This is a genomic window from Algibacter sp. (assembly GCF_029245835.1).
GTDB lineage: Bacteria > Bacteroidota > Bacteroidia > Flavobacteriales > Flavobacteriaceae > Algibacter_B.
On record NZ_JAQWOO010000017.1, the window covers coordinates 38,454 to 59,057 of the forward strand.

The 20,604-nt window shown below is 32.2% G+C and carries 21 protein-coding genes; 10 read left to right on the forward strand and 11 right to left on the reverse strand.

Annotated elements, in window-relative coordinates; translation table 11 throughout:
- Nucleotides 1-3: 3 nt before the first annotated feature.
- The gene (locus P8K68_RS02405; RefSeq protein WP_300247831.1) at nt 4-915 is read right to left on the reverse strand and encodes a pyridoxal-phosphate dependent enzyme; all 912 of its coding nucleotides are present in this window, start codon (nt 913-915) and stop codon (nt 4-6) included.
- Between the two features lie 87 nt (nt 916-1,002).
- Between P8K68_RS02405 and P8K68_RS14895 the strand changes: the two genes are divergently transcribed.
- The 3 genes from P8K68_RS14895 to P8K68_RS02420 all read left to right on the forward strand — a co-directional run bounded on the left by P8K68_RS14895 (nt 1,003) and on the right by P8K68_RS02420 (nt 2,267).
- Nucleotides 1,003-1,137 carry a hypothetical protein gene (locus tag P8K68_RS14895; RefSeq protein ID WP_366143722.1) on the forward strand — a complete coding sequence of 45 codons (135 nt, stop codon included), beginning with the start codon at nt 1,003-1,005 and terminating at the stop codon, nt 1,135-1,137.
- Nucleotides 1,138-1,389: 252 nt separating this feature from the next.
- Nucleotides 1,390-1,554 carry a DUF5522 domain-containing protein gene (locus tag P8K68_RS02415; protein WP_300247835.1) on the forward strand — a complete coding sequence of 55 codons (165 nt, stop codon included), beginning with the start codon at nt 1,390-1,392 and terminating at the stop codon, nt 1,552-1,554.
- Nucleotides 1,555-1,697: 143 nt separating this feature from the next.
- Nucleotides 1,698-2,267, forward strand: a complete 570-nt coding sequence (locus P8K68_RS02420; RefSeq protein ID WP_300247837.1) for a DUF4136 domain-containing protein — start codon at nt 1,698-1,700, stop codon at nt 2,265-2,267.
- 35 nt (nt 2,268-2,302) lie between these two features.
- On the opposite strand, the gene P8K68_RS02425 is transcribed toward P8K68_RS02420, so the two are convergent.
- A complete protein-coding gene (locus P8K68_RS02425) occupies nt 2,303-3,406 on the reverse strand; it encodes a bestrophin family ion channel (protein ID WP_300247839.1) in 1,104 nt (367 codons plus the stop codon).
- 160 nt (nt 3,407-3,566) lie between these two features.
- Between P8K68_RS02425 and P8K68_RS02430 the strand changes: the two genes are divergently transcribed.
- Nucleotides 3,567-5,327, forward strand: coding sequence for an aromatic amino acid hydroxylase (locus tag P8K68_RS02430; RefSeq protein WP_300247841.1), 1,761 nt, complete (start codon nt 3,567-3,569; stop codon nt 5,325-5,327).
- Here P8K68_RS02430 and P8K68_RS02435 read toward each other — a convergent pair.
- On the reverse strand, nt 5,324-6,073 hold the full coding sequence (locus P8K68_RS02435; RefSeq protein WP_300247843.1) for an enoyl-CoA hydratase/isomerase family protein: 750 nt from the start codon (nt 6,071-6,073) through the stop codon (nt 5,324-5,326). The two genes, P8K68_RS02430 and P8K68_RS02435, sit on opposite strands and share 4 nt — an antisense overlap.
- Nucleotides 6,074-6,186: 113 nt before the next feature.
- Between P8K68_RS02435 and P8K68_RS02440 the strand changes: the two genes are divergently transcribed.
- Entirely contained in the window at nt 6,187-6,492 is a 306-nt protein-coding gene (locus tag P8K68_RS02440; protein WP_300247845.1) for a rhodanese-like domain-containing protein, read from the forward strand.
- Here P8K68_RS02440 and P8K68_RS02445 read toward each other — a convergent pair.
- The 8 genes from P8K68_RS02445 to alaS all read right to left on the reverse strand — a co-directional run bounded on the left by P8K68_RS02445 (nt 6,487) and on the right by alaS (nt 17,047).
- On the reverse strand, nt 6,487-7,101 hold the full coding sequence (locus P8K68_RS02445) for a DUF4230 domain-containing protein (protein WP_300247847.1): 615 nt from the start codon (nt 7,099-7,101) through the stop codon (nt 6,487-6,489). The genes P8K68_RS02440 and P8K68_RS02445 overlap by 6 nt on opposite strands.
- A 170-nt stretch (nt 7,102-7,271) precedes the next feature.
- Nucleotides 7,272-7,922: a response regulator transcription factor gene (locus P8K68_RS02450; RefSeq protein WP_300247849.1), complete on the reverse strand. Its 651-nt coding sequence runs from the start codon at nt 7,920-7,922 to the stop codon at nt 7,272-7,274.
- 76 nt (nt 7,923-7,998) lie between these two features.
- On the reverse strand, nt 7,999-9,951 hold the full coding sequence (locus P8K68_RS02455; protein ID WP_300247851.1) for a sensor histidine kinase: 1,953 nt from the start codon (nt 9,949-9,951) through the stop codon (nt 7,999-8,001).
- Nucleotides 9,952-10,480: 529 nt separating this feature from the next.
- On the reverse strand, nt 10,481-12,322 hold the full coding sequence (locus tag P8K68_RS02460; RefSeq protein WP_300247853.1) for a hypothetical protein: 1,842 nt from the start codon (nt 12,320-12,322) through the stop codon (nt 10,481-10,483).
- A 25-nt stretch (nt 12,323-12,347) separates the two neighbouring features.
- Complete coding sequence (locus tag P8K68_RS02465) at nt 12,348-12,881, reverse strand: DUF6252 family protein (protein WP_300247855.1); 534 nt, start codon at nt 12,879-12,881, stop codon at nt 12,348-12,350.
- Between the two features lie 79 nt (nt 12,882-12,960).
- Nucleotides 12,961-13,905: a GSCFA domain-containing protein gene (locus P8K68_RS02470; RefSeq protein ID WP_300247857.1), complete on the reverse strand. Its 945-nt coding sequence runs from the start codon at nt 13,903-13,905 to the stop codon at nt 12,961-12,963.
- Between the two features lie 168 nt (nt 13,906-14,073).
- Nucleotides 14,074-14,238: a GxxExxY protein gene (locus P8K68_RS14900; RefSeq protein ID WP_366143723.1), complete on the reverse strand. Its 165-nt coding sequence runs from the start codon at nt 14,236-14,238 to the stop codon at nt 14,074-14,076.
- 193 nt (nt 14,239-14,431) lie between these two features.
- Nucleotides 14,432-17,047 carry an alanine--tRNA ligase gene (gene alaS / locus P8K68_RS02480; RefSeq protein WP_300247859.1) on the reverse strand — a complete coding sequence of 872 codons (2,616 nt, stop codon included), beginning with the start codon at nt 17,045-17,047 and terminating at the stop codon, nt 14,432-14,434.
- Nucleotides 17,048-17,269: 222 nt separating this feature from the next.
- On the opposite strand from alaS, the gene P8K68_RS02485 reads away from it, so the two are divergent.
- From P8K68_RS02485 to P8K68_RS02505, 5 genes are all read left to right on the forward strand, one after another.
- Nucleotides 17,270-18,241 (forward strand): M23 family metallopeptidase, encoded by a 972-nt coding sequence (locus P8K68_RS02485; protein ID WP_300247861.1) that lies wholly within the window; start codon nt 17,270-17,272, stop codon nt 18,239-18,241.
- The gene (locus tag P8K68_RS02490; RefSeq protein ID WP_109352491.1) at nt 18,241-18,570 is read left to right on the forward strand and encodes a MerR family transcriptional regulator; all 330 of its coding nucleotides are present in this window, start codon (nt 18,241-18,243) and stop codon (nt 18,568-18,570) included. The genes P8K68_RS02485 and P8K68_RS02490 overlap by 1 nt, the downstream gene beginning before the upstream one ends.
- Before the next feature lie 80 nt (nt 18,571-18,650).
- Nucleotides 18,651-19,247 carry a LemA family protein gene (locus tag P8K68_RS02495; RefSeq protein ID WP_300247863.1) on the forward strand — a complete coding sequence of 199 codons (597 nt, stop codon included), beginning with the start codon at nt 18,651-18,653 and terminating at the stop codon, nt 19,245-19,247.
- Nucleotides 19,248-19,252: 5 nt separating this feature from the next.
- Nucleotides 19,253-19,693 (forward strand): TPM domain-containing protein, encoded by a 441-nt coding sequence (locus P8K68_RS02500; RefSeq protein ID WP_300247865.1) that lies wholly within the window; start codon nt 19,253-19,255, stop codon nt 19,691-19,693.
- Nucleotides 19,694-19,701: 8 nt separating this feature from the next.
- Nucleotides 19,702-20,556 carry a YgcG family protein gene (locus P8K68_RS02505; protein ID WP_300247867.1) on the forward strand — a complete coding sequence of 285 codons (855 nt, stop codon included), beginning with the start codon at nt 19,702-19,704 and terminating at the stop codon, nt 20,554-20,556.
- Nucleotides 20,557-20,604: the final 48 nt, after the last annotated feature.

Sequence of the window (20,604 nt, forward strand, 5' to 3'; positions counted from 1 at the left end):
AATTTAAATAATTACAGGTAAATTTTTCTTTTTCAAAATGGCATTCATTCCATTTATCCCTTGTAAACCACCAGTATGAATTGCTAAAATTCTTGAACCTTTCGGAAAATAGTTTTTATTAATTAAATCTATTATTCCAAATAACATTTTACCAGTATAAATAGGATCTAAAGGCACTTTATAATCAATCTTAAACTGATTAATAAACGCCACTAATTCTTCATTTATTTTAGCGTAACCACCAAAATGATAATCGGTAATTAATTTCCAATTCGTTTGTATTGCAAATTTACTAATATCTTCTTTCAAAAAGTTACCTTTTAAAGCAGGAAAACCTAAAACTTGTTGACTAGGTTTTGAACAATTTATTAATCCAGAAATCGTTCCGCCTGTTCCAACGGTACAACATATATAATTGAACGCCTTATCTTCGATAGTTAAAATTTCTTCACAACCTTTAACAGCTGATTTGTTTGTTCCTCCTTCTGGAATTAAGTAGAACTCTCCATATTCTTCTTCCAATTCATTTAAAAAAGATTCCGATGTTTTATGTCTGTATAATTCCCTTGAAACAAACTTAAATTGCATACCATTTTCTTTTGCAAAACTTAAGGTTGGATTATTAGAAATTTTAGCTTCTAACTCTTCTCCTCTAATAATTCCAATAGTATTAAATCCAATCAGGTGTCCCGCAGAAGCCACTGCAGCAATATGATTTGAAAACGCGCCTCCAAAGGTCAACAACGTTTTGTAACCAGATTTTTCAGCTTGCAGAAGATTATATTTAAGCTTTCTGTATTTATTTCCAGACACAAAAGCATGCAACTCGTCTTCACGTTTTACGAACAACTCGATGCCCTTTTCCTTAGGAATATTTATTTGTTCATTTACGGTGTTTTCAAACTCAAATTTCATGAGTACGAAGGTACTTTAAAAAACTCCAAAATGAACGCTGCTTCAAATAATCAATACTAAATTCATTAGTATACGCCTCCCTTTCAAATGAAATATTCCGATATGCTTTATGCCAATTTTGATATTGCATTAACCGTACTGAAAATTCAATTCCATAAAAAACATAAAAAGGAAGAACAAGTAATTCTAACTGTTGTTTTAAATGTATTTTTTCATGATTAATTAAAACTTGATTTTCTTTTAATTGCTTATATTTCAAAAATACGAATGGAAATATAGTTATTCCAGTATAACCTTTGGGTACTATGTGTTTTGAAATAAAAATCATGTTATATGGGTTTCAAAAATCAATCCAAGAAAACTTTTTTCAAATCTTTTCTTTAGATTCGCGATGTCTCGGGAATGACAATTTATGGAAATCTTGATGTAAACATCAAGAAATAATTTCTTTAATTTACATTATCTTTGTTAATAATGAAAAAAATAATTCCCATTGAAGAAGGCGATTACTACCTAACACCAGAAGGTTATCGCTGTTTTACTGAACAATACCACTTAAAACGTGGTTATTGCTGTGAGAGTGGATGCAGACATTGTCCGTATGAGTACAATAAAGCTACAAATTCTATAAAAAAATAGGTCTCAAAAACACCCACACAACTCAAATCCTTGGTATGATTATTGATACTATATTAACATCAAGTCATAAAAAGCTGCTGTAATTAAATTTTTTATCGACACTCAATTTTTTACAGCTACTACAACCTTTAAAAAATTGTATTATGAAAAAAATTATTAAAACCTTACCGCTTTTAGCCTTACTAATAGTGGTATCTTCTTGCAGTTCTATAAGAGTAGCCGCAGATTACGATAAAGAAGCACAATTTAGCGAGTATAAGACCTTTGCTTTCTTCAAAACAGGTATTGACAAGGCAGAAATTAGCGATTTAGATAAGCGCAGAATTCTTCGTGCCATTGAAGCAGAACTTTTAGCAAAAGGGTTTACAAAGTCTGAAAAACCTGATTTATTAGTAAGTCTATTTACAAAATCTCAACAGCGTGTAGATGTATATAACAATGCTTGGGGTATGGGTGCCTGGGGCTGGGGCGGATGGGGTCCATGGGGAGGCTTTGGTCCTGGTTGGGGCTGGGGTTGGAACCAACAACCTAATGTTTCAACAAGTGTACAAGGCCATTTATACATAGACCTTATAGATGCTGATAAAAAAGAAATGGTTTGGCAAGGCATGGGAACGGGTTACTTAACCAGGAATATGGAAAAGAAAGAAGAACGTATTAAAGAGTTTGTTTCTAAGATAATGGAAAAATATCCTCCGGGAGTACAGCAATAAGACAAAAAAGGTAACTCTAAAAGTTGCCTTTTTTATTACATTACGATATCATTTTCCCAAACATAGGGTTCAGGAATATTAGTATCGTCTATAAGTTGTCTGATATCAATTTCAATACCTCTACTCATATCGGTAATAGGAATATCGTTTGGACCACCTTCAAATGGGTTTTCGGTGTTTTCACCTATAGCTTCCATGGTATGAAACACCCAAGAAATTAAGGCGCTAAAAGGTATAGAAAACCAAACAAAATGTTTAGCAATAAACGCTTGTACCAAATGACCTAAAGAGGTTTGTGAGTCATGAGCTGCTAAATCTTCCAAAATATGATCGCCGATAACTTCAAAGCCTTCCATAATACCAAACGGTAAAAGAATTATAAAAATCCATACAAACAGATAATTTAAAGTTGCAAATTGTCTAGGGTATGGAAAGTTTTTAATACGCTCACTCTTACCTTGTAGGGAATAAAATTCAACTAGCATGTTTGCCATTTCCATATGCCGGAAATCTTCAATTAAACCTTCATCCATTAATACTTTTAATCTGCGAGATTGAACACCTAAGATTTGAGATGGTTTATTCCCTTTAGCAAATACTTCTTTAAAATCTGCATCAGATAAATAATGTTTTATTTCGTCTTCTAAAGTTGTTTCATCCTCGCAAACCCTAAAGGAAGATTCTCTAAACTCAATATTAGATTTTTTGTTTTTTAAATGCATTTCCCAAGGCTTATCTTCTCTTAATTGGTAACGCAATGCTGTTAACCATGCTACATGCCTGTGCACTAATTCTCGCTTAATGGCTTGCAATTCTTCATCCGTTCTACTTTGTTTAGCATGGGTGTTATCTATAAAATCTTTTACCATAATTGTCCAAGAACGTGATGCATTAACAATGCCTCCCCAAATTTTCCTGGCTTCCCATAACCTATCATAAGATGCATTATTTTTAAAACTAACAATAAACGCCACAGCGGTACCTAAAACACCTAATGGCAACCAAGGCACATGTAACCATTTTAAACCAACAACATCAAATAAAAACACAGGAATCATCCCTAAGAAAAGAAACAGTATAATATAACGTCTCGTCCATTTAATTACCCCTTTTACAGGAAATATGCGTCTTGTATACATATATACTTTTTAAAAATTTAGTTTTTATAAATATATAAATCTTTCATGGTTATAACACAAAACTAGTTTCAGCAAACATACATTGAAAGAAAAGTTAAAAATTTACTATTACAATGAATTATCCGTATTTTTAAAGAAGTTTTATATACAAAATTTACTGATGTCGCATTTATTTGAATCTAACGAAATACTCCAGAAGCTACCAAAGCACTTAAAGCAGTTTATAAAACCTCAAAATTATGAGGATTATTCTTCTATAGATCAAGCGGTTTGGCGCTATGTAATGCGAAAAAATGTAGATTTTTTAAGTCGTGTTGCTCATAGTTCTTATTTAGACGGCTTAAAACAAACAGGAATTTCTGTTGATAGCATTCCCAATATGTATGGCATGAATCGCATTTTAAAAGATATTGGTTGGGCAGCAGTTGCTGTTGATGGCTTTATCCCTCCCAATGCCTTTATGGAGTTTCAAGCTTATAACATTCTGGTTATCGCAAGTGATATCAGGCAACTAGAACACATAGAATACACACCCGCTCCAGATATTATTCATGAAGGCGCTGGACATGCTCCCATAATTGCAAATCCTGAATATGCTGAATATTTAAGACGATTTGGAGAAATTGGTTGTAAAGCCATTTCATCAGCTAAAGATTATGAATTATACGAAGCAGTCAGATATTTATCAATAATAAAAGAAGCCCCAAACTCTTTGGAAGCAGATATCGCTTCCGCGGAAAAAAAAGTAGAAGACTTACAACAAAATATGGGTATTCCTAGTGAAATGGCTTTAATAAGAAATTTACATTGGTGGACGGTTGAATATGGCTTGATTGGAACCATAGAAAACCCTAAAATTTATGGCGCTGGCTTACTATCATCCATAGGCGAAAGCGCTTGGTGTATGACTAACGACGTTAAAAAATTGCCTTACAATATTAATGCTACTTACAAAGACTTTGACATCACCAAACCACAACCTCAACTTTATGTAACACCAGATTTTGCACATTTAAGTTTGATATTAGAAGAGTTCGCCAATACCATGGCATTGCGTACAGGCGGGCTATCTGGAGTTAATAAATTAATTGAATCAAACGCGTTAGGCACTATTGAGCTAAGTACAGGATTACAAATTTCTGGGGTTTTTAATACGGTTATTGAAACTGAAGGTAAACCTATTTATATGCAAACCTTAGGAAAAACAGCACTAGCTTATCGTGAAAAAGAACTCGTGGGTCATGGTACAGATACTCATAAAGATGGTTTTGGTTCTCCTATCGGAAATTTAAAAGGTATTAATCTTGCCATAGAAGATATGAGTCCCCGTGATTTAGCAGCTTATAATATTTATGAAGAACGCACGGTAAACTTGGAGTTTGAAGGCGGTATTAAAGTTTCAGGAGAAATCATTACTGGAAAACGAAATCTGCAAGGGAAAATCATTCTAATTAGTTTTAAAAACTGCACAGTAACTTACAACGAAACTGTATTATTTAAACCTGAATGGGGTATTTATGATATGGCCGTTGGTAAAAATATTGTTTCGGCATTTTCAGGACCTGCGGATTTAAATAGCTTTGATTTAATTACACACAAAACGTCTTCTAAAACAATTCATGTTAAAAAAACAAAAGAGCGGTTGGATCTGGAAATATTGTACCAACAAGTTAGAGACTACAGAGAGGATAAAAACAGGACTATTTCTAGAACGAAAGTTTTAGAACAACTTATTGAAAAGCATCCTAATGATTGGTTATTAGCTATTGAACTTTATGAGTTAGCACAAATAGGAAATGAAGCTGAATTATCTAAAAAAATATTGAACCACTTAGATGCTATTAAACAAAATAAACCTGAATTTGGTAGGTTGATTGATGATGGGCTCAATATTATTAATAAAGAAACTATTAGTGGTTAACGGAATCGCTTTAAAGTCTTTTTAGTAAACGTACTCAAAACCTGTTTTCCACTCATTTCTGCCCGTTCAGACAATAATTCATCCCAATGCTCTGTGCCCTTCCAAAACACTTTCTTCATTTCTTTTAGTGCTTCTGGGTTGTAGCCTGCTAATTTTTCTGCTAAAACTTTTACGGCTTCATCTAAAGCTTCAGTAGTTTCAAATACTTCAGCGTACAGCCCTTTATCTTTTGCAAATTCCGTAGTAAAAAATGTTTCTGCATCAATAGTCATTTGAGACATGGTAGTTACACCCAACTTTCTTGTTACGGCAGGCTCAATAACAAAAGGCCCAATTCCAATACTTAGCTCGCTTAAACGGATTGAAGCATATTTTGTAGCTAAACAATAATCGGTAGCGGCTGCTAAACCAACCCCACCACCAACTGCTTTACCTTGAACACGCCCAATAATCAATTTTGGACATTTTCTCATAGTATTAATAACATTAGCAAAACCCATAAAAAATTGTTTTCCTGATGTTTCATTTTCAATACCAATTAATTCATTAAAACTTGCCCCTGCACAAAACGTTCTATCTCCACCACTTTTTAAAACAATAACTTTAATTGCATCATCATTACCAGCATCAACAATTGTCTGCTCTAAATTTGATAAAATAGTACTAGGCATGGAGTTTCTGTTGGGGTGAAAAAACTCGATAAAACCAACTTTATTTTCAATTGTAAGCGAAACATAGGCCTCCATAAACACTCTAATTTTAAATGATGAATATACATAAAATTTTAATGAACTGTAATGCAACTTATGTTACTTATACTTTTGAAAAAATTAAAGTAATTTGCATTAAAAATGAAACTATGGGATTATTAAGTTTTCTATTTGGTAATAAAAACGACATGATAAAAGATTTTCTAAATAGAGGTGCTATTATTATAGATGTTAGAACGACTCAAGAGTACAATCAAGGGGCTATATCTGGCTCTAAAAATATGCCTTTACAAACTATCCAATCGAAAATAAAAGACATTAAAAAATACAACAAACCTGTAATTACTTGTTGTGCAAGCGGTATGCGTTCCGTTAGTGCTGCTTCGATTTTAAAAAGTAATGGTGTTGAAGCTATAAATGGTGGTGGCTGGATGAGCTTAAATAGTAAGTTATAATTTTAGTCCTTTTAAATCTTCGATAGATTGCATGGGGTTTTCGTTATACTTTAATGTCCACCCTAGCGAATTTGTTAGAATATAAAATTTAGAGAGCTCGCTAATCAATCTATTTTTAGCATTTGCCTTTAATTCTGAAGCTTCAATTTTTTTTGATAAAGTTACCCTCACAGTATTTTTAATATCATTATAATCTTTGGCCTCAAAAGGATTTAAATAATCTGCCTGAACATCATAGTATTCTAAATCTGGATTTATTTTCACTTCCTCATTAGGGATACTTAAAACGGTAAGTGTTTTATTTAATTCGTCAACTTCAAATTCAATTTTACTTAAATCATATGCAATAGAAACTTCAGCATTTACAACAACCAAGGCTTTCTTTTCAACTGATAATAAATCTCCGAAAATATCTTTTGAATTTTTATAAGTGAACACCTCACTAAAATGACCTTCGGTTACGATAAGTTTTCCAACATTATTGATTTGCTCTTGAATGAGTAAAGAACTTTCTTGAAGCACTATTTTATCTTCTTGCTGGTCTTCACAGTATTTGAAAGTAAACAGAACAATTAAAGTGATGATGACACCGAATAGAATTTTTCGCATGCACTAATTTAGAAATAATTTAAGACTAACAATTAAGAATTAAAATTTAGCACAAAAAAAACATCAGTTTTCTTCGACATAAGAAGCCTAAACCAATGTAATTACTAAATCAACACTTCAAAAATAAAGTCTTTCCCTTTTACAAATGCTATCTCAAAGTTAAAACTAGATTAAATTAAGTTATTCTTTCTTGCTTTTTGTACTGCCTCCAGCTTATTATGTACTTGTAGTTTTTTATAAATGTTTTCAATATGTTTTCTGACAGTCCCAACAGAAAGAATGAGATTATCGGCTATTAAATTATAACTCAGCCCTTTGCTAAGATGTTCTAATACCTCAACTTCTCTAGCGGTAAGTTTAATTGTTTCATGCTCTTGAGTATTTTCTATTTCTAATGGGTTTCTAAGTAATTTAAGCGTTTTTAAAGCGATTGATGGATTCATAGCTGCACCGCCATTTAAAGTATCTAAGATTCCAGCATGTAAATCTTTAGGGTTGACTTCTTTAAGTAAATAACCATCTGCTCCAGCTTTTATAGCGTTGAAAATGTTTTCGTCATTATCAAACACCGTAAGCATTATAATTTTTATATGAGGATATTTGTTCTTTACTATTTCGGTGGCTTCAATACCATTTAAAACAGGCATTTCAATATCCATTAAAATAATATCAATATTATGATTTTCCTCAAGTTTCTCTAACAATTCCGAACCATTAATAGCATAAAATCGAATCTTCAAATCTTCAAAAAAGGATAGTTTTTCTTCTACCGCTTTAATTAAAAAACTATTATCATCTGCTATGGCTATTTTTATATTCATTTAGTTCGTTTTCAATTCTTTAATGCATTAATAAACATTGTATTAGAAACACATCATTTATTCTTATATTTTCAAATCAATATGGAATATTTATTGTCAATTGAGTACCCATATTAATTTTACTTTCAATATTAATTGATGCTTCAATTTCTGTTGCGCGTTTTCTCATATTATTAAGTCCATTTCCTTCTTTCTGACTGCTAACATCAAAACCATTACCATCATCTTTTATTTCAATTTGAAAACTTTGATTGGTTTTAAAAATATTTACAGATACTGTTTTTGCCTTGGAATATTTAATTGCATTGTTAATAGCTTCTTGAATAATCCTATAAATATTCATGCCTTGAACCGATGTAAGCACTAAATCTTTAGAAAGTGATTCATCTATATGAAACTCAAATTTCATTAAACTTAAAGAAATATCGGCTTTATCTATAAAATTTGAAATTCGTGATTGTAAATCTTCTAAATAAATTTCACTTTTATTCATAGCCCAAATAGTGTCTCGAAGCTCATAAATAGTATCTCTGGCAAAGCCACTTATTGTCAATAATTTGTTATTAAGTTTATCATTTGTTATTTTAAACCCATATTGCAAGTTCTCAATTGATGAAATTATAAAGGTGAGTTGTGCTCCAATGTTATCGTGTAAATCCCTTGATATTCTGAGGCGTTGTTCCTGCAATCTATTCTGAGTTTCAATTTTAACCAAAGCTTCTTTTAACTCAACTTCTCTTTTAAGTTGTTGATTTTTTAGCTTTTGCTGATTAAATAATAAATATCCTAAAATGGAAATGACTATAGCTAAAACTCCCAAACCAGTAAGCTGTGTGTTTTTTCTAGTAATATTAAGTTCTTTTTCTGCTAAATCTGCACGTTGAGAAAGAATTTCTTTTTCACGTTCTGAGGCATTATACTTTTCTTGTACTTCAGTTACTTCCTTTATAACTTGTTTACTAAAAACAGTATCTTTAAGAGCCTTAAATAACTCTTTATAATAAATTACGCTATCCGTATTTTTTTTTATGGCGTAAAAAGTAGTAAACTTATCATAAGCATCTATTTTTAGTTCGTTTGCTCCAGACTCTTCAGAAAGTTTCAATCCTAAACGCAAATGTTTTTCAACCTTATTAAGTTCGCCAAAATCTAAATATAATCCAGCAAGGTGAAGTGATGTACTTGAAATACCATAATTATCATTTAATTCTTGTCTTAATTTTAATGATTTATTTAGAAATTTAATCGCTTCAGGAATTTCATTTTTACTTTGTAAAAGGCTTCCGTAATTATTATACAGTGTAGCCATTTCATTTCTATTGCTTCGCTTCTCAGCAAGCTCAATTCCCTTCCTATAATATGAAATACTATTTATGGTGTCTTTTAAAAACAAATATGCATTAGCTATGTTATTATATGATTTTACTAAAGCTTCGTCATCTTTAACCTCAGTATTTATCTTTGCTATTTCTAAATGTGCATCTAAAGCTTTTCTGTATTGTTTTAAACCCTTATGGATATTGGCAATATTATTCCTTAAGGCAATGGCATATCTAATGTTATTTTTTGCTTCATATATATGCAATGCTTTAGTCGCATAAAAAATTGCAGAGTCCATTTTAAATGTGTTTTGGTAAACAAGTCCCATTTTATTGTACAAACTAGCAACCCCTAAAGAATCATTTAATCTCTGCCTTATTTTTAGTGATTTTTGGTATACATTGATTGCTTTAGGATATTCCGCAAGATCATAATGTAATATACCGATGTCGTTATATGCTTGAGCTTCACCAATTTTATTTTTTGTTTTTTCTGAAAGCTTAAGTGCTAAATTTCCATAACTAAAAGCAGAATCAATAGAAACATTTCTATGATACCAACATAAATCGCTATATGCTTTTATCGTTATTGAATCTTTTGGTTTTGAATCAACTACTTGCTTTAAACTGTCTATTATTTTTACAGGATTTTGAGAGAAGCAACAAAAACTAAATATGATAAATATGGTAGAGAGTAACCTTTTGTTCATTATTGAATTAATTAAGATCTACTATCAAATATAAGCTTTTGAAATAAAAGCACTTCTTGTGTTATTTTGAAGAGTCGCTTAAAGAGAGATTCATGTAAGCTTTCTAATAGTGCTATTTTTTCAGAGATAACATAACTCTTAGAGGTTTCATTTTTTAATACTATGTTTAATTTTTGATAATGCTTTTTTGAGAGCTCTTTATTTTTTTCACTTTCATAATACACCTTTATTATAAAAACAATTACCACAAAAATTAAAATAAAAATAATGATATTAAAAAACATATCTGTAATTTAATTGGTTAATGGATATATTAAACACATTAAAACAATACGCAAAAAAAAACACCAACTTAAAATCTTTTTACTGATTTTATTTGTTGATGTTTTTAATATGAACTGATTAATAGCATTATAAATTTAATTTAAAATATCACATACAAACAACTTTTTCGATAAAGCGTTATTAAAAAAGATTAAGCGCAATAATCTGATTATCACGCCTAATCAACAAATCTCAACAACAAGATTTATTTTTTTAGATCATAAGAATATATTGTATCTCCTTTTACTAAATAATACAAATAACCTCCAATCTCATCAACCTCATAGGTTGGTTTTTTATCTTTTAAAACAATTTCTTTTTCTACTTTACCTAAATCTTTATTCACTTTAACTAAACCTATACCATCATCTAATTTAGTTAAAATAAATTGTGCATTTTCTGTTGCTGCTGTAGCATTAAAACGCTTAACCATTTCGTTAAACGAGGCCGTCCCTATTGCTGCAAACATATCTGCTTCCCTCTTTTTTTGAGCTCCATATTGGTTGTATTGACCTAAGTAATTTTTATTAGCTCCAGCTCTTGCACTTGCATCCATGGCCATTGTTGTTGACGCTACTGCCATAGCTGCTAAAGCAACAACTGCAAAAGCGCTTTTGCCAGGTGAGCGATAATATTCATGAAACTTCTCTGATCCATCAAAATCTAGCATCATCATATTTTGATCTGATGAAAGTAAAAGCCCTTTATCTCTAATTTCAAAACTTGTAGGATCTTCTTTTTCATCAAAATCATAAGTCGCCAGTGTACTTATATCGCCAGAATTTTCATCTATAGCAACCATTTCTTCTCCAGTACTTATTAAATAACGATTATGAACTGCATCGTAAACACTTGTTACTGCTTTAGCACGTTTATACTTTATAGGTTTACTATAAATTGATTCGCCAGTTTCTAAATTAATAATATCTGCATCACTATCAGTAATGTATATCATACCCTGTTTAGTCAATGCCATTGTATGAATATTTTCTCCTGTTTTTAATGGTTTTTTGAATAGTGGAGCTCCTTCAAAACTAATTTTATTAATACCTCCTTCTCTAATACCGAATAAAATACCATCATCCATGATGTAAAAATGTTGTACATACCCTTTTGTTTTTGGTGCCTTTTCCCATAAATCTTCACCGGTTCCAGCGGATAAAAATGAAATATTACTTTGCGCTTTTGCAGCTGCTAATTTTGCTAAACCACCTTTACCAGAATCTGCTACATCACTAACAATAGCTAAGCCTTTAGGTGTAATCTCAAAATTTGAAACAAAACCTTTTAATTTTTTTCCATCAGACCACAACTCTGATCCATTTTCACTTACTTTATGCACTTCTTGATTTTTTCCTTTATTAATGAAGGCGTACAAAGATTTTCCGTCTTCAGCAGGCTCAACAAAGGCTACATTTTTTAAATCAGCGGTCCATGTTTCATTACCAGTGGCCAAATCAATTCTATATAAACGTTTTTGGGATGAAACAATTAAGCCTCCATGAATTATTTTAGGACTTCCCGTCATAATTTCTGAGCCTTTTAAAGTTAAAAGCTTTTCTTCATTACCTGTAGCCATATCGTATATACCAATAGCTTGTGCATATTTTTCTTTAGCTGTACGTTGACCAGAAACAATAAGTTTATTTTCTGGAAGCAATAAATTTGGACGTCCCGCTGCTTTCCACCCATTAGCTTTGGTGTCAAACAGACGCTTTCCGGAAACCACATCTATAACGCTTTGCTTTGCAGCTATTCCTGCAAATCCTGACTGACCGACCATTACGTATGGTGTATTTGGTACAATAAATATTTCCTCTTCTTTAACTTTTCCGTAATCATCAAAATTAAAAACCAACCCTTCTTGTCCAGGTTTTACACCTGCTAATCCTTTTCCGTGAGTAATTAACATCACTCCAGAACTTGTTAAGGTCATTTTTTCAATTTTACCTTCAATGTTATAAGTAAAATCAGGTGTCTCTGCTTTTTGAGCGTTTAGCACTAACGAACTTGTTAGTAGAAAAACTAAAAAACTTAAATGTCTCATTGTTGAATTTTGTTTTGGTTATTTTTTATGTTGTTTGTTTATTTAAATTAAATGCTCCTTCATTGATATTTTTGATAGAGTTATCACCGTTTACATTTTTACACTGAAAACTAAATGTACCTATTACCTTAGTTTCCGTCTCTTCTGAAATAGTAATAGAGCCAGCTTCTATATCATCATATGGTGCTTGCCATATTTCAGTTGTAGATGCTGTTGGGTTACTTAAATTAACATTTGTTTCAGAATAGGATGCACTATTAAAAATATTTGCACCACCACCTATTGCATAAGTTCCAATGCCACTGTAACCTAATATTGTGAATGAAAAAGCATTCCCATCACTATTTGTAGCTATAATAATTAGGTTCTGCCCTCCATTAGCAACAGTTGCTGAAGAAGATATTTCTAAAGATTTAAATGATTTTCCATCAACTTGAGCAGTTAAAGTACCAGATGCAGCAGCTCCTTCACCCCCTCCATCATCATCAGTGCTGCATGATGTTAATGTAGTAAAAGAAATTACTGTTAAGAATAACACGAATTGTTTTAATGTTCTCATTTTAAATTATTTTATGATTAATAGCATCACAAAACTGCAACTTTAGAGAACTGTAATCAATACGATGAATTACGTATATTTAGAATACGATATGTGGAAACTGTACATGAAGCTGGTTTTTTTTAGCTTCTAATTTCTGAAGAAACTCTTGATGCGCTTGAGATTTAGAATTAAATGGCTTGTGTTGAAGTCCTTTTTGAATTGTATCTACTTCATCCATTGTTCTGAAAGACGCATCAGAAATCCAAACCGTTTTAAACTTCTCCCAAATATAATTAATAGCTAATTGGTTAGGGTGAATCATATCGTCCTTATAAAAACGATAATCCCGAAGTTCGTCCATCAAAATTTCATATGAAGGGAAATAAAAAGATTGATTACTTATAACTTTATGGATGGCTGTGATTAAATGCGCTTTACTTTGCGTATTTTCAACAAAGCCATCTTTGGTATGTCGAATTGGTGAAACCGTAAAAACCACGAAAGCATTATTATTAACTCTTCTAATTAAACTCAATATATTTTTTAGTGAGTTTGTGATATCTTCAACAGACAACAATTCTTTCTTAAATTGTTTTTGTGGCACTTTATGACAATTAGCAACAATGCTATTGGTTTTTACATCGCGATATACCCATGCAGTTCCTAAAGTGATGATGATGTGTGTTGAATTTTGAATGACTGCTGAGGTCAAGCTCAATTTCGAATTCAACGCTTGGATTAAATTTTCTTTTAAAGCATTGCTTAATTTTGAATGTGCATCAAAACAATGCCATTGCTCATTATGAAAAAACACCTCTTCTTCTGAGTACTCTTTGTTTATAACAGCATTTGAGATTAAGGTTTCAATAGCTCTAGGATGAAACAATATCCCAAAAGGGTTTTGAAGATTTTGAAACTTAAAATAGTCTAGTTTTTTAGCTATGTTTTCTGAAAAGCACGACCCTAAAAGCACTATGTTAGACTTATAATTTATTAGATTATTAGACCGCTTTTCTAATGGTATTTTGGTTTGAAGTTTCATTTTGTTTTTTTCGTGCAAAGGCGCTAAGACGCAAAGTTGAGAAACAGAAATTCTATTCTAAACCATTTACTAATCTTGTAATCCCTATTTTATTAGTGGACTTTTGAAATTAACTAGTCATCCCAATTTCAGTCCAGATAGCTTTAAATAAGTCATTAATTGTTTTTTTTAAACAGGGTGTATTTCTAAAACTGATTTTATTTCAATAATCACTTTATTATCAACTATTAAATCAGTTCTAAATACTAAATTTAAAGTTTTTTCTTTCCAAATAACTGGCAATTGTTTTTGACGTTCTACTTTCAATCCTTTTTCTGTTAATTCTGTAAACAAAATCTCTTAATAAACGGACTCCAATAAACCAAGACCTAAACCAACATGACTAAGATAACAGCAATCAACTATTATTGAAGCCAAATAATTTTCAAAAGAATCTTATTTTTTATCCATAAAGGTTTAAAATCTTATAAAGCGCGTTTCAACTTTGCGCCTTAGCGCCTTTGCGCGACCAACTTATTTTACGAGATTAATTAAGGTATTGCTTTGCATTTTCCAAGGCCTCTTCAATCCCAGCAGGGTTTTTACCGCCAGCAGTAGCAAAAAATGGCTGACCACCACCTCCTCCTTGGATATATTTACCTAGTTCTCTAACTACTTGTCCAGCATTTAAACCTTTACTAGCAACCAATTCTTTAGAAATATAACAAGATAATAATGCTTTTCCATTTTGCTCAGTTGCAAATAATAAAAACAGATTATCAAACTGACTTCCTAATTCAAAAGCTACATCTTTTAAACCAGCAGCATCCAAATCTAGTTTTTTAGCTAAAAACTGCACACCATTTATGTCTTCAAGTTCACTTTTAAGTTCTCCCTTAATGGTCGCAGCTTTGTCTTTCAGTAATATTTCAATTTGTTTTTTAAGACTCGTATTTTCTTCTTGTAAATTTTCAAGTGCTTTTACAGGCTCTTGAGCATTGTTAAGTAAGTCTTTCATTTCAAAATACGCTCTGTTATTTTCAAAATAAAAATCCTTTACCGCATCGTTAGTAATAGCTTCAATTCTTCTAATTCCGGCTGCAACTGCACCCTCTGAAACAATTTTAAAATGCCAAATATCAGAAGTATTCTTTACATGCGTACCTCCACAAAGTTCAATAGATTTACCGAAGCGTATAGCACGAACGGTGTCTCCATACTTTTCACCAAATAAACTCATCGCACCTTCTGCAATCGCTTCTTCTATTGGAATGTTACGTTTTTCTTCAAGCGGTAATTTGCCTTCAATTCTTCTGTTTACAAAATTTTCAACATCGCGTAACTGTTCAACTGTTAATTTTGAAAAATGAGAAAAATCAAAACGTAAATATTTTGAATGTACTGCACTTCCTTTTTGCTCCACATGAGTTCCTAGAACCTCTCTTAATGCTTGATGCAACAAATGTGTTGCTGTATGATTGCATTCGGTTCTATGACGTTGTTTAACATCAACAGAAGCTTTAAAAGTTTCATCTATATGCTTTGGTAAATTTTTTGTAAAGTGAATAATAAGGTTATTCTCTTTTTTGGTATCTAAAATATAAACTACATCACCATGTGTGTCTTCCAAATAGCCTTTATCCCCCACTTGTCCGCCACCTTCAGGATAAAATGGTGTTAAATTAAAGACTAACTGATACATGTCGCCATCTTTCTTGGAGGTTACTTTTCTGTATTTAGTAAGTTTCACATTAGCCTCCAAAGCATCATATCCAACAAATTCTTCTTCGGCATCATCAACAAGAATAGTCCAATCATCAGTAGACATTTCACTCGCTGCTCGAGATCGTTTTTTTTGCTTTTGTAATTCGTCATTAAACCCTTTTTCATCAAGTTTCAATTCTTTTTCAGAAAGTATTAACGCTGTTAAATCAATTGGAAACCCGTAAGTATCATACAATTCAAAAGCTTTTTCACCTGAAACGGTATTGCCTTTAGTTTCATCAACAATTCTATTTAACAACACTAAACCTTGATCTAAGGTTCTTAAAAAAGATTGTTCTTCCTCTTTTATAACATTTTCAATAAGTTGTTTTTGGGCTTTCAATTCAGGAAATGCTTTTCCCATTTGATTACTCAATACATCAACTAATCTGTATATAAAGGGTTCTTTTTTATCCAAAAAGGTAAATCCGTAACGCACTGCACGACGCAAAATCCTTCTAATCACATAACCCGCACCTGTATTACTAGGTAATTGCCCATCAGCAATTGAAAATGCTACAGCACGCACATGGTCTGAAATAACACGAATGGCGACATCTGCATTTTCATCTTTTCCGTAACTTTTATTTGTTATGGTTTCAATTTCACGAATAATAGGTGTAAAAACATCGGTATCATAATTAGACTGAACCCCTTGTAAAACCATGCACAAACGCTCAAAACCCATACCTGTATCAATATGCTTATTTGGTAAATTTTCAAGCGAACCGTTTGCTTTTCGGTTATATTGCATGAATACTAAATTCCATATTTCTACAACTTGCGGATGATCTTTATTAACCAATTCTTTACCAGAAACTTTTGCTTTTTCTTCCGCAGAGCGAATATCTACATGTATTTCACTACAAGGTCCACAAGGTCCTTGATCACCCATTTCCCAGAAATTATCCTTTTTGTTACCTTTTAAAATGCGGTCTTCAGAAATATATTGCTTCCAAATATCAAAAGCTTCGGTATCCATTTCTAAGTTATCCGCATCTTCGCTTCCTTCAAAAACAGTGACGTATAAAATGTCTTTATCAACCCCTAAAACTTCTGTTAATAGTTCCCATGCCCAAGCAATAGCTTCCTTTTTAAAGTAATCTCCAAAACTCCAATTCCCTAACATTTCAAACAACGTATGATGATAGGTATCATACCCTACTTCCTCTAAATCATTATGCTTCCCAGAAACACGCAGACATTTTTGTGAGTCTGCAATACGGTTATTTTTAGGGGTTCCATTTCCTAAAAAATATTCCTTAAAAGGCACCATACCTGCGTTTACAAACATTAAAGTTGGGTCGTCTTTTAAAACCATGGGTGCAGATTGCACTATACTATGCTTCTTTTCTTCAAAAAAACTTAAAAATTTTAATCGTATTTCCTGTGAGTTCATCTATTGTTTTTATGCATCTTGTTTCTTTTAAATTATTTTTAATAAGAAACAATTTTTATATTTACTCTCCAAAAATATTTAAAAATAAGGAGATCGTGAACCTACAATTAAATTATCATCTTAATTATTATAATAATAATTTCGTAGGTTTGTTCGTTTACGTACTTAAGTCAACATTTACGTTGCCTAAAATTTAGTTGCAAAAATAGTATAATTTAAGAAATGAGTAAGGTAAAATATTACTACGATAAAGAATCGCTTTCTTACCGCAAAATAGAACGCAAAAAACGTACGACGTTTAAGTATGCTACTATATTTATTACAGCGGCTGCATTTTTTGCATTTATATTTGTTTTTATCGCCAGTCAATATATTGAATCCCCTAAAGAGCGTGCTTTAAAAAGAGAATTACAAAATATACAGTTACAATTTCAGTTGCTAAATAAAAAGATGGACCAAGCTGAAGCTGTTTTAGCAAACGTTGCAGATAGAGACAATAATATTTACCGTGTTTATTTTGAAGCTAACCCCATTCCTGAAGAGCAGCGTAGAGCTGGATTTGGAGGTATTAACCGTTATAAAGATTTAGAAGGCTTTGACAATTCTAAACTAATTACAGAAAGCAACAAACGTTTAGATATTTTACAAAAGCAGATTGTAGTACAATCTAAATCACTTGATGAGATAGCTATTCTTGCTCGAGAAAAAGAAAAACTACTGGCTGCAATTCCTGCAATACAACCTGTAAGCAATGAAGATTTAACCCGTATGGCATCTGGTTACGGCATGCGCTCAGACCCCTTTACTAAAGTTAGAAAAATGCACTGGGGTATGGATTTTACCGCTCCTAGAGGCACACCTGTTTATGCTAGTGGTGATGGTGTTGTAGAACGTGCAAACAGTAATTCATCAGGTTACGGAAAACACATAAGAATAGATCATGGTTATGGCTATACAAGTTTATACGCTCATTTATACAAGTATAATGTTAGAAGAAATCAAAAAATAAAGCGAGGCGATTTAATAGGTTTTGTAGGAAGCACAGGACGCTCTGAAGCACCTCATTTGCACTATGAAATATTTAAAGACGGAGACCGGATTAACCCCATAAACTTCTATTATGGTAGTTTAACCGCGGAAGAATTCAACAAATTACTAGAGCACGCTTCTTTAGAAAATCAATCCCTCGATTAATGCATATAGATTTACCCGAAAAAAGATATTACGGTATTGGCGAAGTTGCCAAAGCATTTGGTGTTAACACATCGCTTATACGGTTTTGGGAAAAAGAGTTTGATGTCCTTAAGCCAAAAAAGAATGCCAAAGGGAACCGCAAATTTACACCTGAGGACATTAAAAACCTTAAATTTATCTATCATCTTGTTAAAGAGCGGGGGTTTACACTTGAAGGTGCAAAAACGCATTTAAAGGAAGAAAAAAAGCAAGCCCTCAATAACTTTGAAATTATTAGTAAGCTCGAAGATGTAAAAAACCAGCTTATAAAAATAAAGCAACATCTTTAAGACTTACGCTAATGTAACTTTTTAGCAAAAAATGTGTCTTATAAGCAACAATTAAAAACATTATTTCAAACTAATTTATCATGAAAAAATTTTTACCAATAATTATAATTGCTATTGTTATAATTGGGTTTTATTCTTGGGGAAAAAACTTTAATAACACGGCTGTAAATTTAAAGGAAACGGCAACGAAAACATGGGCTAATGTTGAAAGCAGCTACCAACGTAGAAATGATTTAATAGGAAATCTTGTGAAAACAGTACAAGGAGCTGCTGATTTTGAAAAAGGCACACTTACAGCTGTAATTGAAGCTAGAGCTAAAGCTACGTCAATAAACATAGACCCTACTAACATAACTCCAGAACAGTTAGCAAAATTTAATGAAGTCCAAGGTGGTTTATCTGGTGCTTTAAAAAGTTTATTAGTAACTGTTGAGCGCTATCCAGAATTAAAAGCAAATCAAAACTTCTTAGAACTACAAAGTCAATTAGAAGGCACCGAAAATAGAATTAATGTATCTAGAGATCGTTTTAATGAAGCTGTTGAACCTTATAACAAGCACATTAAAATATTTCCAAATTCTTTATTAGCTGGATTATTAAATTTTGACGACATGAGTTATTTCAATTCTGAAGCTGGTAGTGAAAAAGCACCTGACGTTGAATTTGACTTTAAATAGAAAATATGTCTAATAAAGTTGAAGATTTTCTAACCGCCGAAGAAGAACAAGACATTGTTGAGGCTATTCGGGTTGCGGAATTAAATACTTCAGGAGAAATTCGTGTTCACATAGAAAAATCGTGTAAAGGTGATGCCACAAATCGTGCTTTAGAACTTTTTCATACTTTAAAAATGGATAACACAAAGCTTCAAAACGCCGTGTTAATATATTTGGCTATTGAAGACAAAACCTTTGTTATCTATGGAGACAAAGGCATAAATGATGTTGTTGAAAAGGATTTTTGGGATACCACTAAAAACTTGATGCAATCCCATTTTAAACAAGGCAAATTCAAACAAGGTTTGATTGATGGCGTTTTAAAATCTGGTGAACAACTTAAAACATATTTCCCCTATTCAGATTTTGATTCAAACGAACTAACAAACGAAATTTCTAAAGGATAGCTTTTAGTATGCAGTATTCAGTGTGCAGTATTCAGTCGCAATCGAAGTCTAACTTTAAACACAAAGTTGTACTGACCTTACTCCTTGGTATATTATCGTTAAGCCTTTCTTATGCCCAATTTGATATTCCTGAAAAACCAGAATTTCAAACTAGTGTTTATGACTACGTAAACTTACTATCAGCTTCTCAAAAAAGTAACTTAGAACGGAAACTTATTAAATACTCTGATACAACCACTACACAAATTGTTGTTGCTATTATAAATTCTACTAATGGAGAGAACATTAATTATTTAGGCGCTCAATGGGGACAAAAATGGGGTATTGGACAAGCGAAAGAAGATAATGGTATTTTAATTTTACTTGCTAAAGGTGATAGAAGAATTGCTATAAATACAGGATATGGTGTTGAGCATTTACTCACCGATGCTATGTCTAAGCGCATTATAGAACGAGACATTATTCCTTATTTTAAACAGAATGATTACCCAGGAGGATTGAATAAAGGTGCTGATGCCATTTTTGAAGTCCTTAATGGCGAATATAAAGGCTCTAGACAATCTGATACAAGTGAGTTCCCTATAGGATTAATTTTTATCTTAATTATTATATTCATTATCATCCTCATATCCATTTCCAAAAACAGACGTGGTGGTGGTGGAAGCCGAGGAAATCGATCTGACAGTAGGGATTTACTTGAAGCTATCATTTTAAGCAATATGGGACGTGGCAGTTACCGCAGAGGCTCATCAAGCGGTTGGGGCGGTAGCTCTAGCGGAGGTGGTTTCTCTAGAGGAGGTGGTTTTGGTGGTGGCTTCGGCGGTGGCGGTTTTGGCGGCGGCGGTGCTTCTGGAGGCTGGTAAAAACTTCGTTTTCAGTGTCCGTTTTCAGTATCATTCAACTTAAATATT

Bases quoted from the DNA above. Each gene is read 5' to 3' on its own strand.
- P8K68_RS02405 (WP_300247831.1), bottom strand. From the start codon at position 915: ATGAAATTTGAGTTTGAAAACACCGTAAATGAACAAATAAATATTCCT.
- P8K68_RS14895 (WP_366143722.1), top strand. From the start codon at position 1,003: ATGAAATATTCCGATATGCTTTATGCCAATTTTGATATTGCATTAACC.
- P8K68_RS02415 (WP_300247835.1), top strand. From the start codon at position 1,390: ATGAAAAAAATAATTCCCATTGAAGAAGGCGATTACTACCTAACACCA.
- P8K68_RS02420 (WP_300247837.1), top strand. From the start codon at position 1,698: ATGAAAAAAATTATTAAAACCTTACCGCTTTTAGCCTTACTAATAGTG.
- P8K68_RS02425 (WP_300247839.1), bottom strand. From the start codon at position 3,406: ATGTATACAAGACGCATATTTCCTGTAAAAGGGGTAATTAAATGGACG.
- P8K68_RS02430 (WP_300247841.1), top strand. From the start codon at position 3,567: ATGTCGCATTTATTTGAATCTAACGAAATACTCCAGAAGCTACCAAAG.
- P8K68_RS02435 (WP_300247843.1), bottom strand. From the start codon at position 6,073: ATGGAGGCCTATGTTTCGCTTACAATTGAAAATAAAGTTGGTTTTATC.
- P8K68_RS02440 (WP_300247845.1), top strand. From the start codon at position 6,187: ATGGGATTATTAAGTTTTCTATTTGGTAATAAAAACGACATGATAAAA.
- P8K68_RS02445 (WP_300247847.1), bottom strand. From the start codon at position 7,101: ATGCGAAAAATTCTATTCGGTGTCATCATCACTTTAATTGTTCTGTTT.
- P8K68_RS02450 (WP_300247849.1), bottom strand. From the start codon at position 7,922: ATGAATATAAAAATAGCCATAGCAGATGATAATAGTTTTTTAATTAAA.
- P8K68_RS02455 (WP_300247851.1), bottom strand. From the start codon at position 9,951: ATGAACAAAAGGTTACTCTCTACCATATTTATCATATTTAGTTTTTGT.
- P8K68_RS02460 (WP_300247853.1), bottom strand. From the start codon at position 12,322: ATGAGACATTTAAGTTTTTTAGTTTTTCTACTAACAAGTTCGTTAGTG.
- P8K68_RS02465 (WP_300247855.1), bottom strand. From the start codon at position 12,881: ATGAGAACATTAAAACAATTCGTGTTATTCTTAACAGTAATTTCTTTT.
- P8K68_RS02470 (WP_300247857.1), bottom strand. From the start codon at position 13,905: ATGAAACTTCAAACCAAAATACCATTAGAAAAGCGGTCTAATAATCTA.
- alaS (WP_300247859.1), bottom strand. From the start codon at position 17,047: ATGAACTCACAGGAAATACGATTAAAATTTTTAAGTTTTTTTGAAGAA.
- P8K68_RS02485 (WP_300247861.1), top strand. From the start codon at position 17,270: ATGAGTAAGGTAAAATATTACTACGATAAAGAATCGCTTTCTTACCGC.
- P8K68_RS02490 (WP_109352491.1), top strand. From the start codon at position 18,241: ATGCATATAGATTTACCCGAAAAAAGATATTACGGTATTGGCGAAGTT.
- P8K68_RS02495 (WP_300247863.1), top strand. From the start codon at position 18,651: ATGAAAAAATTTTTACCAATAATTATAATTGCTATTGTTATAATTGGG.
- P8K68_RS02500 (WP_300247865.1), top strand. From the start codon at position 19,253: ATGTCTAATAAAGTTGAAGATTTTCTAACCGCCGAAGAAGAACAAGAC.
- P8K68_RS02505 (WP_300247867.1), top strand. From the start codon at position 19,702: ATGCAGTATTCAGTGTGCAGTATTCAGTCGCAATCGAAGTCTAACTTT.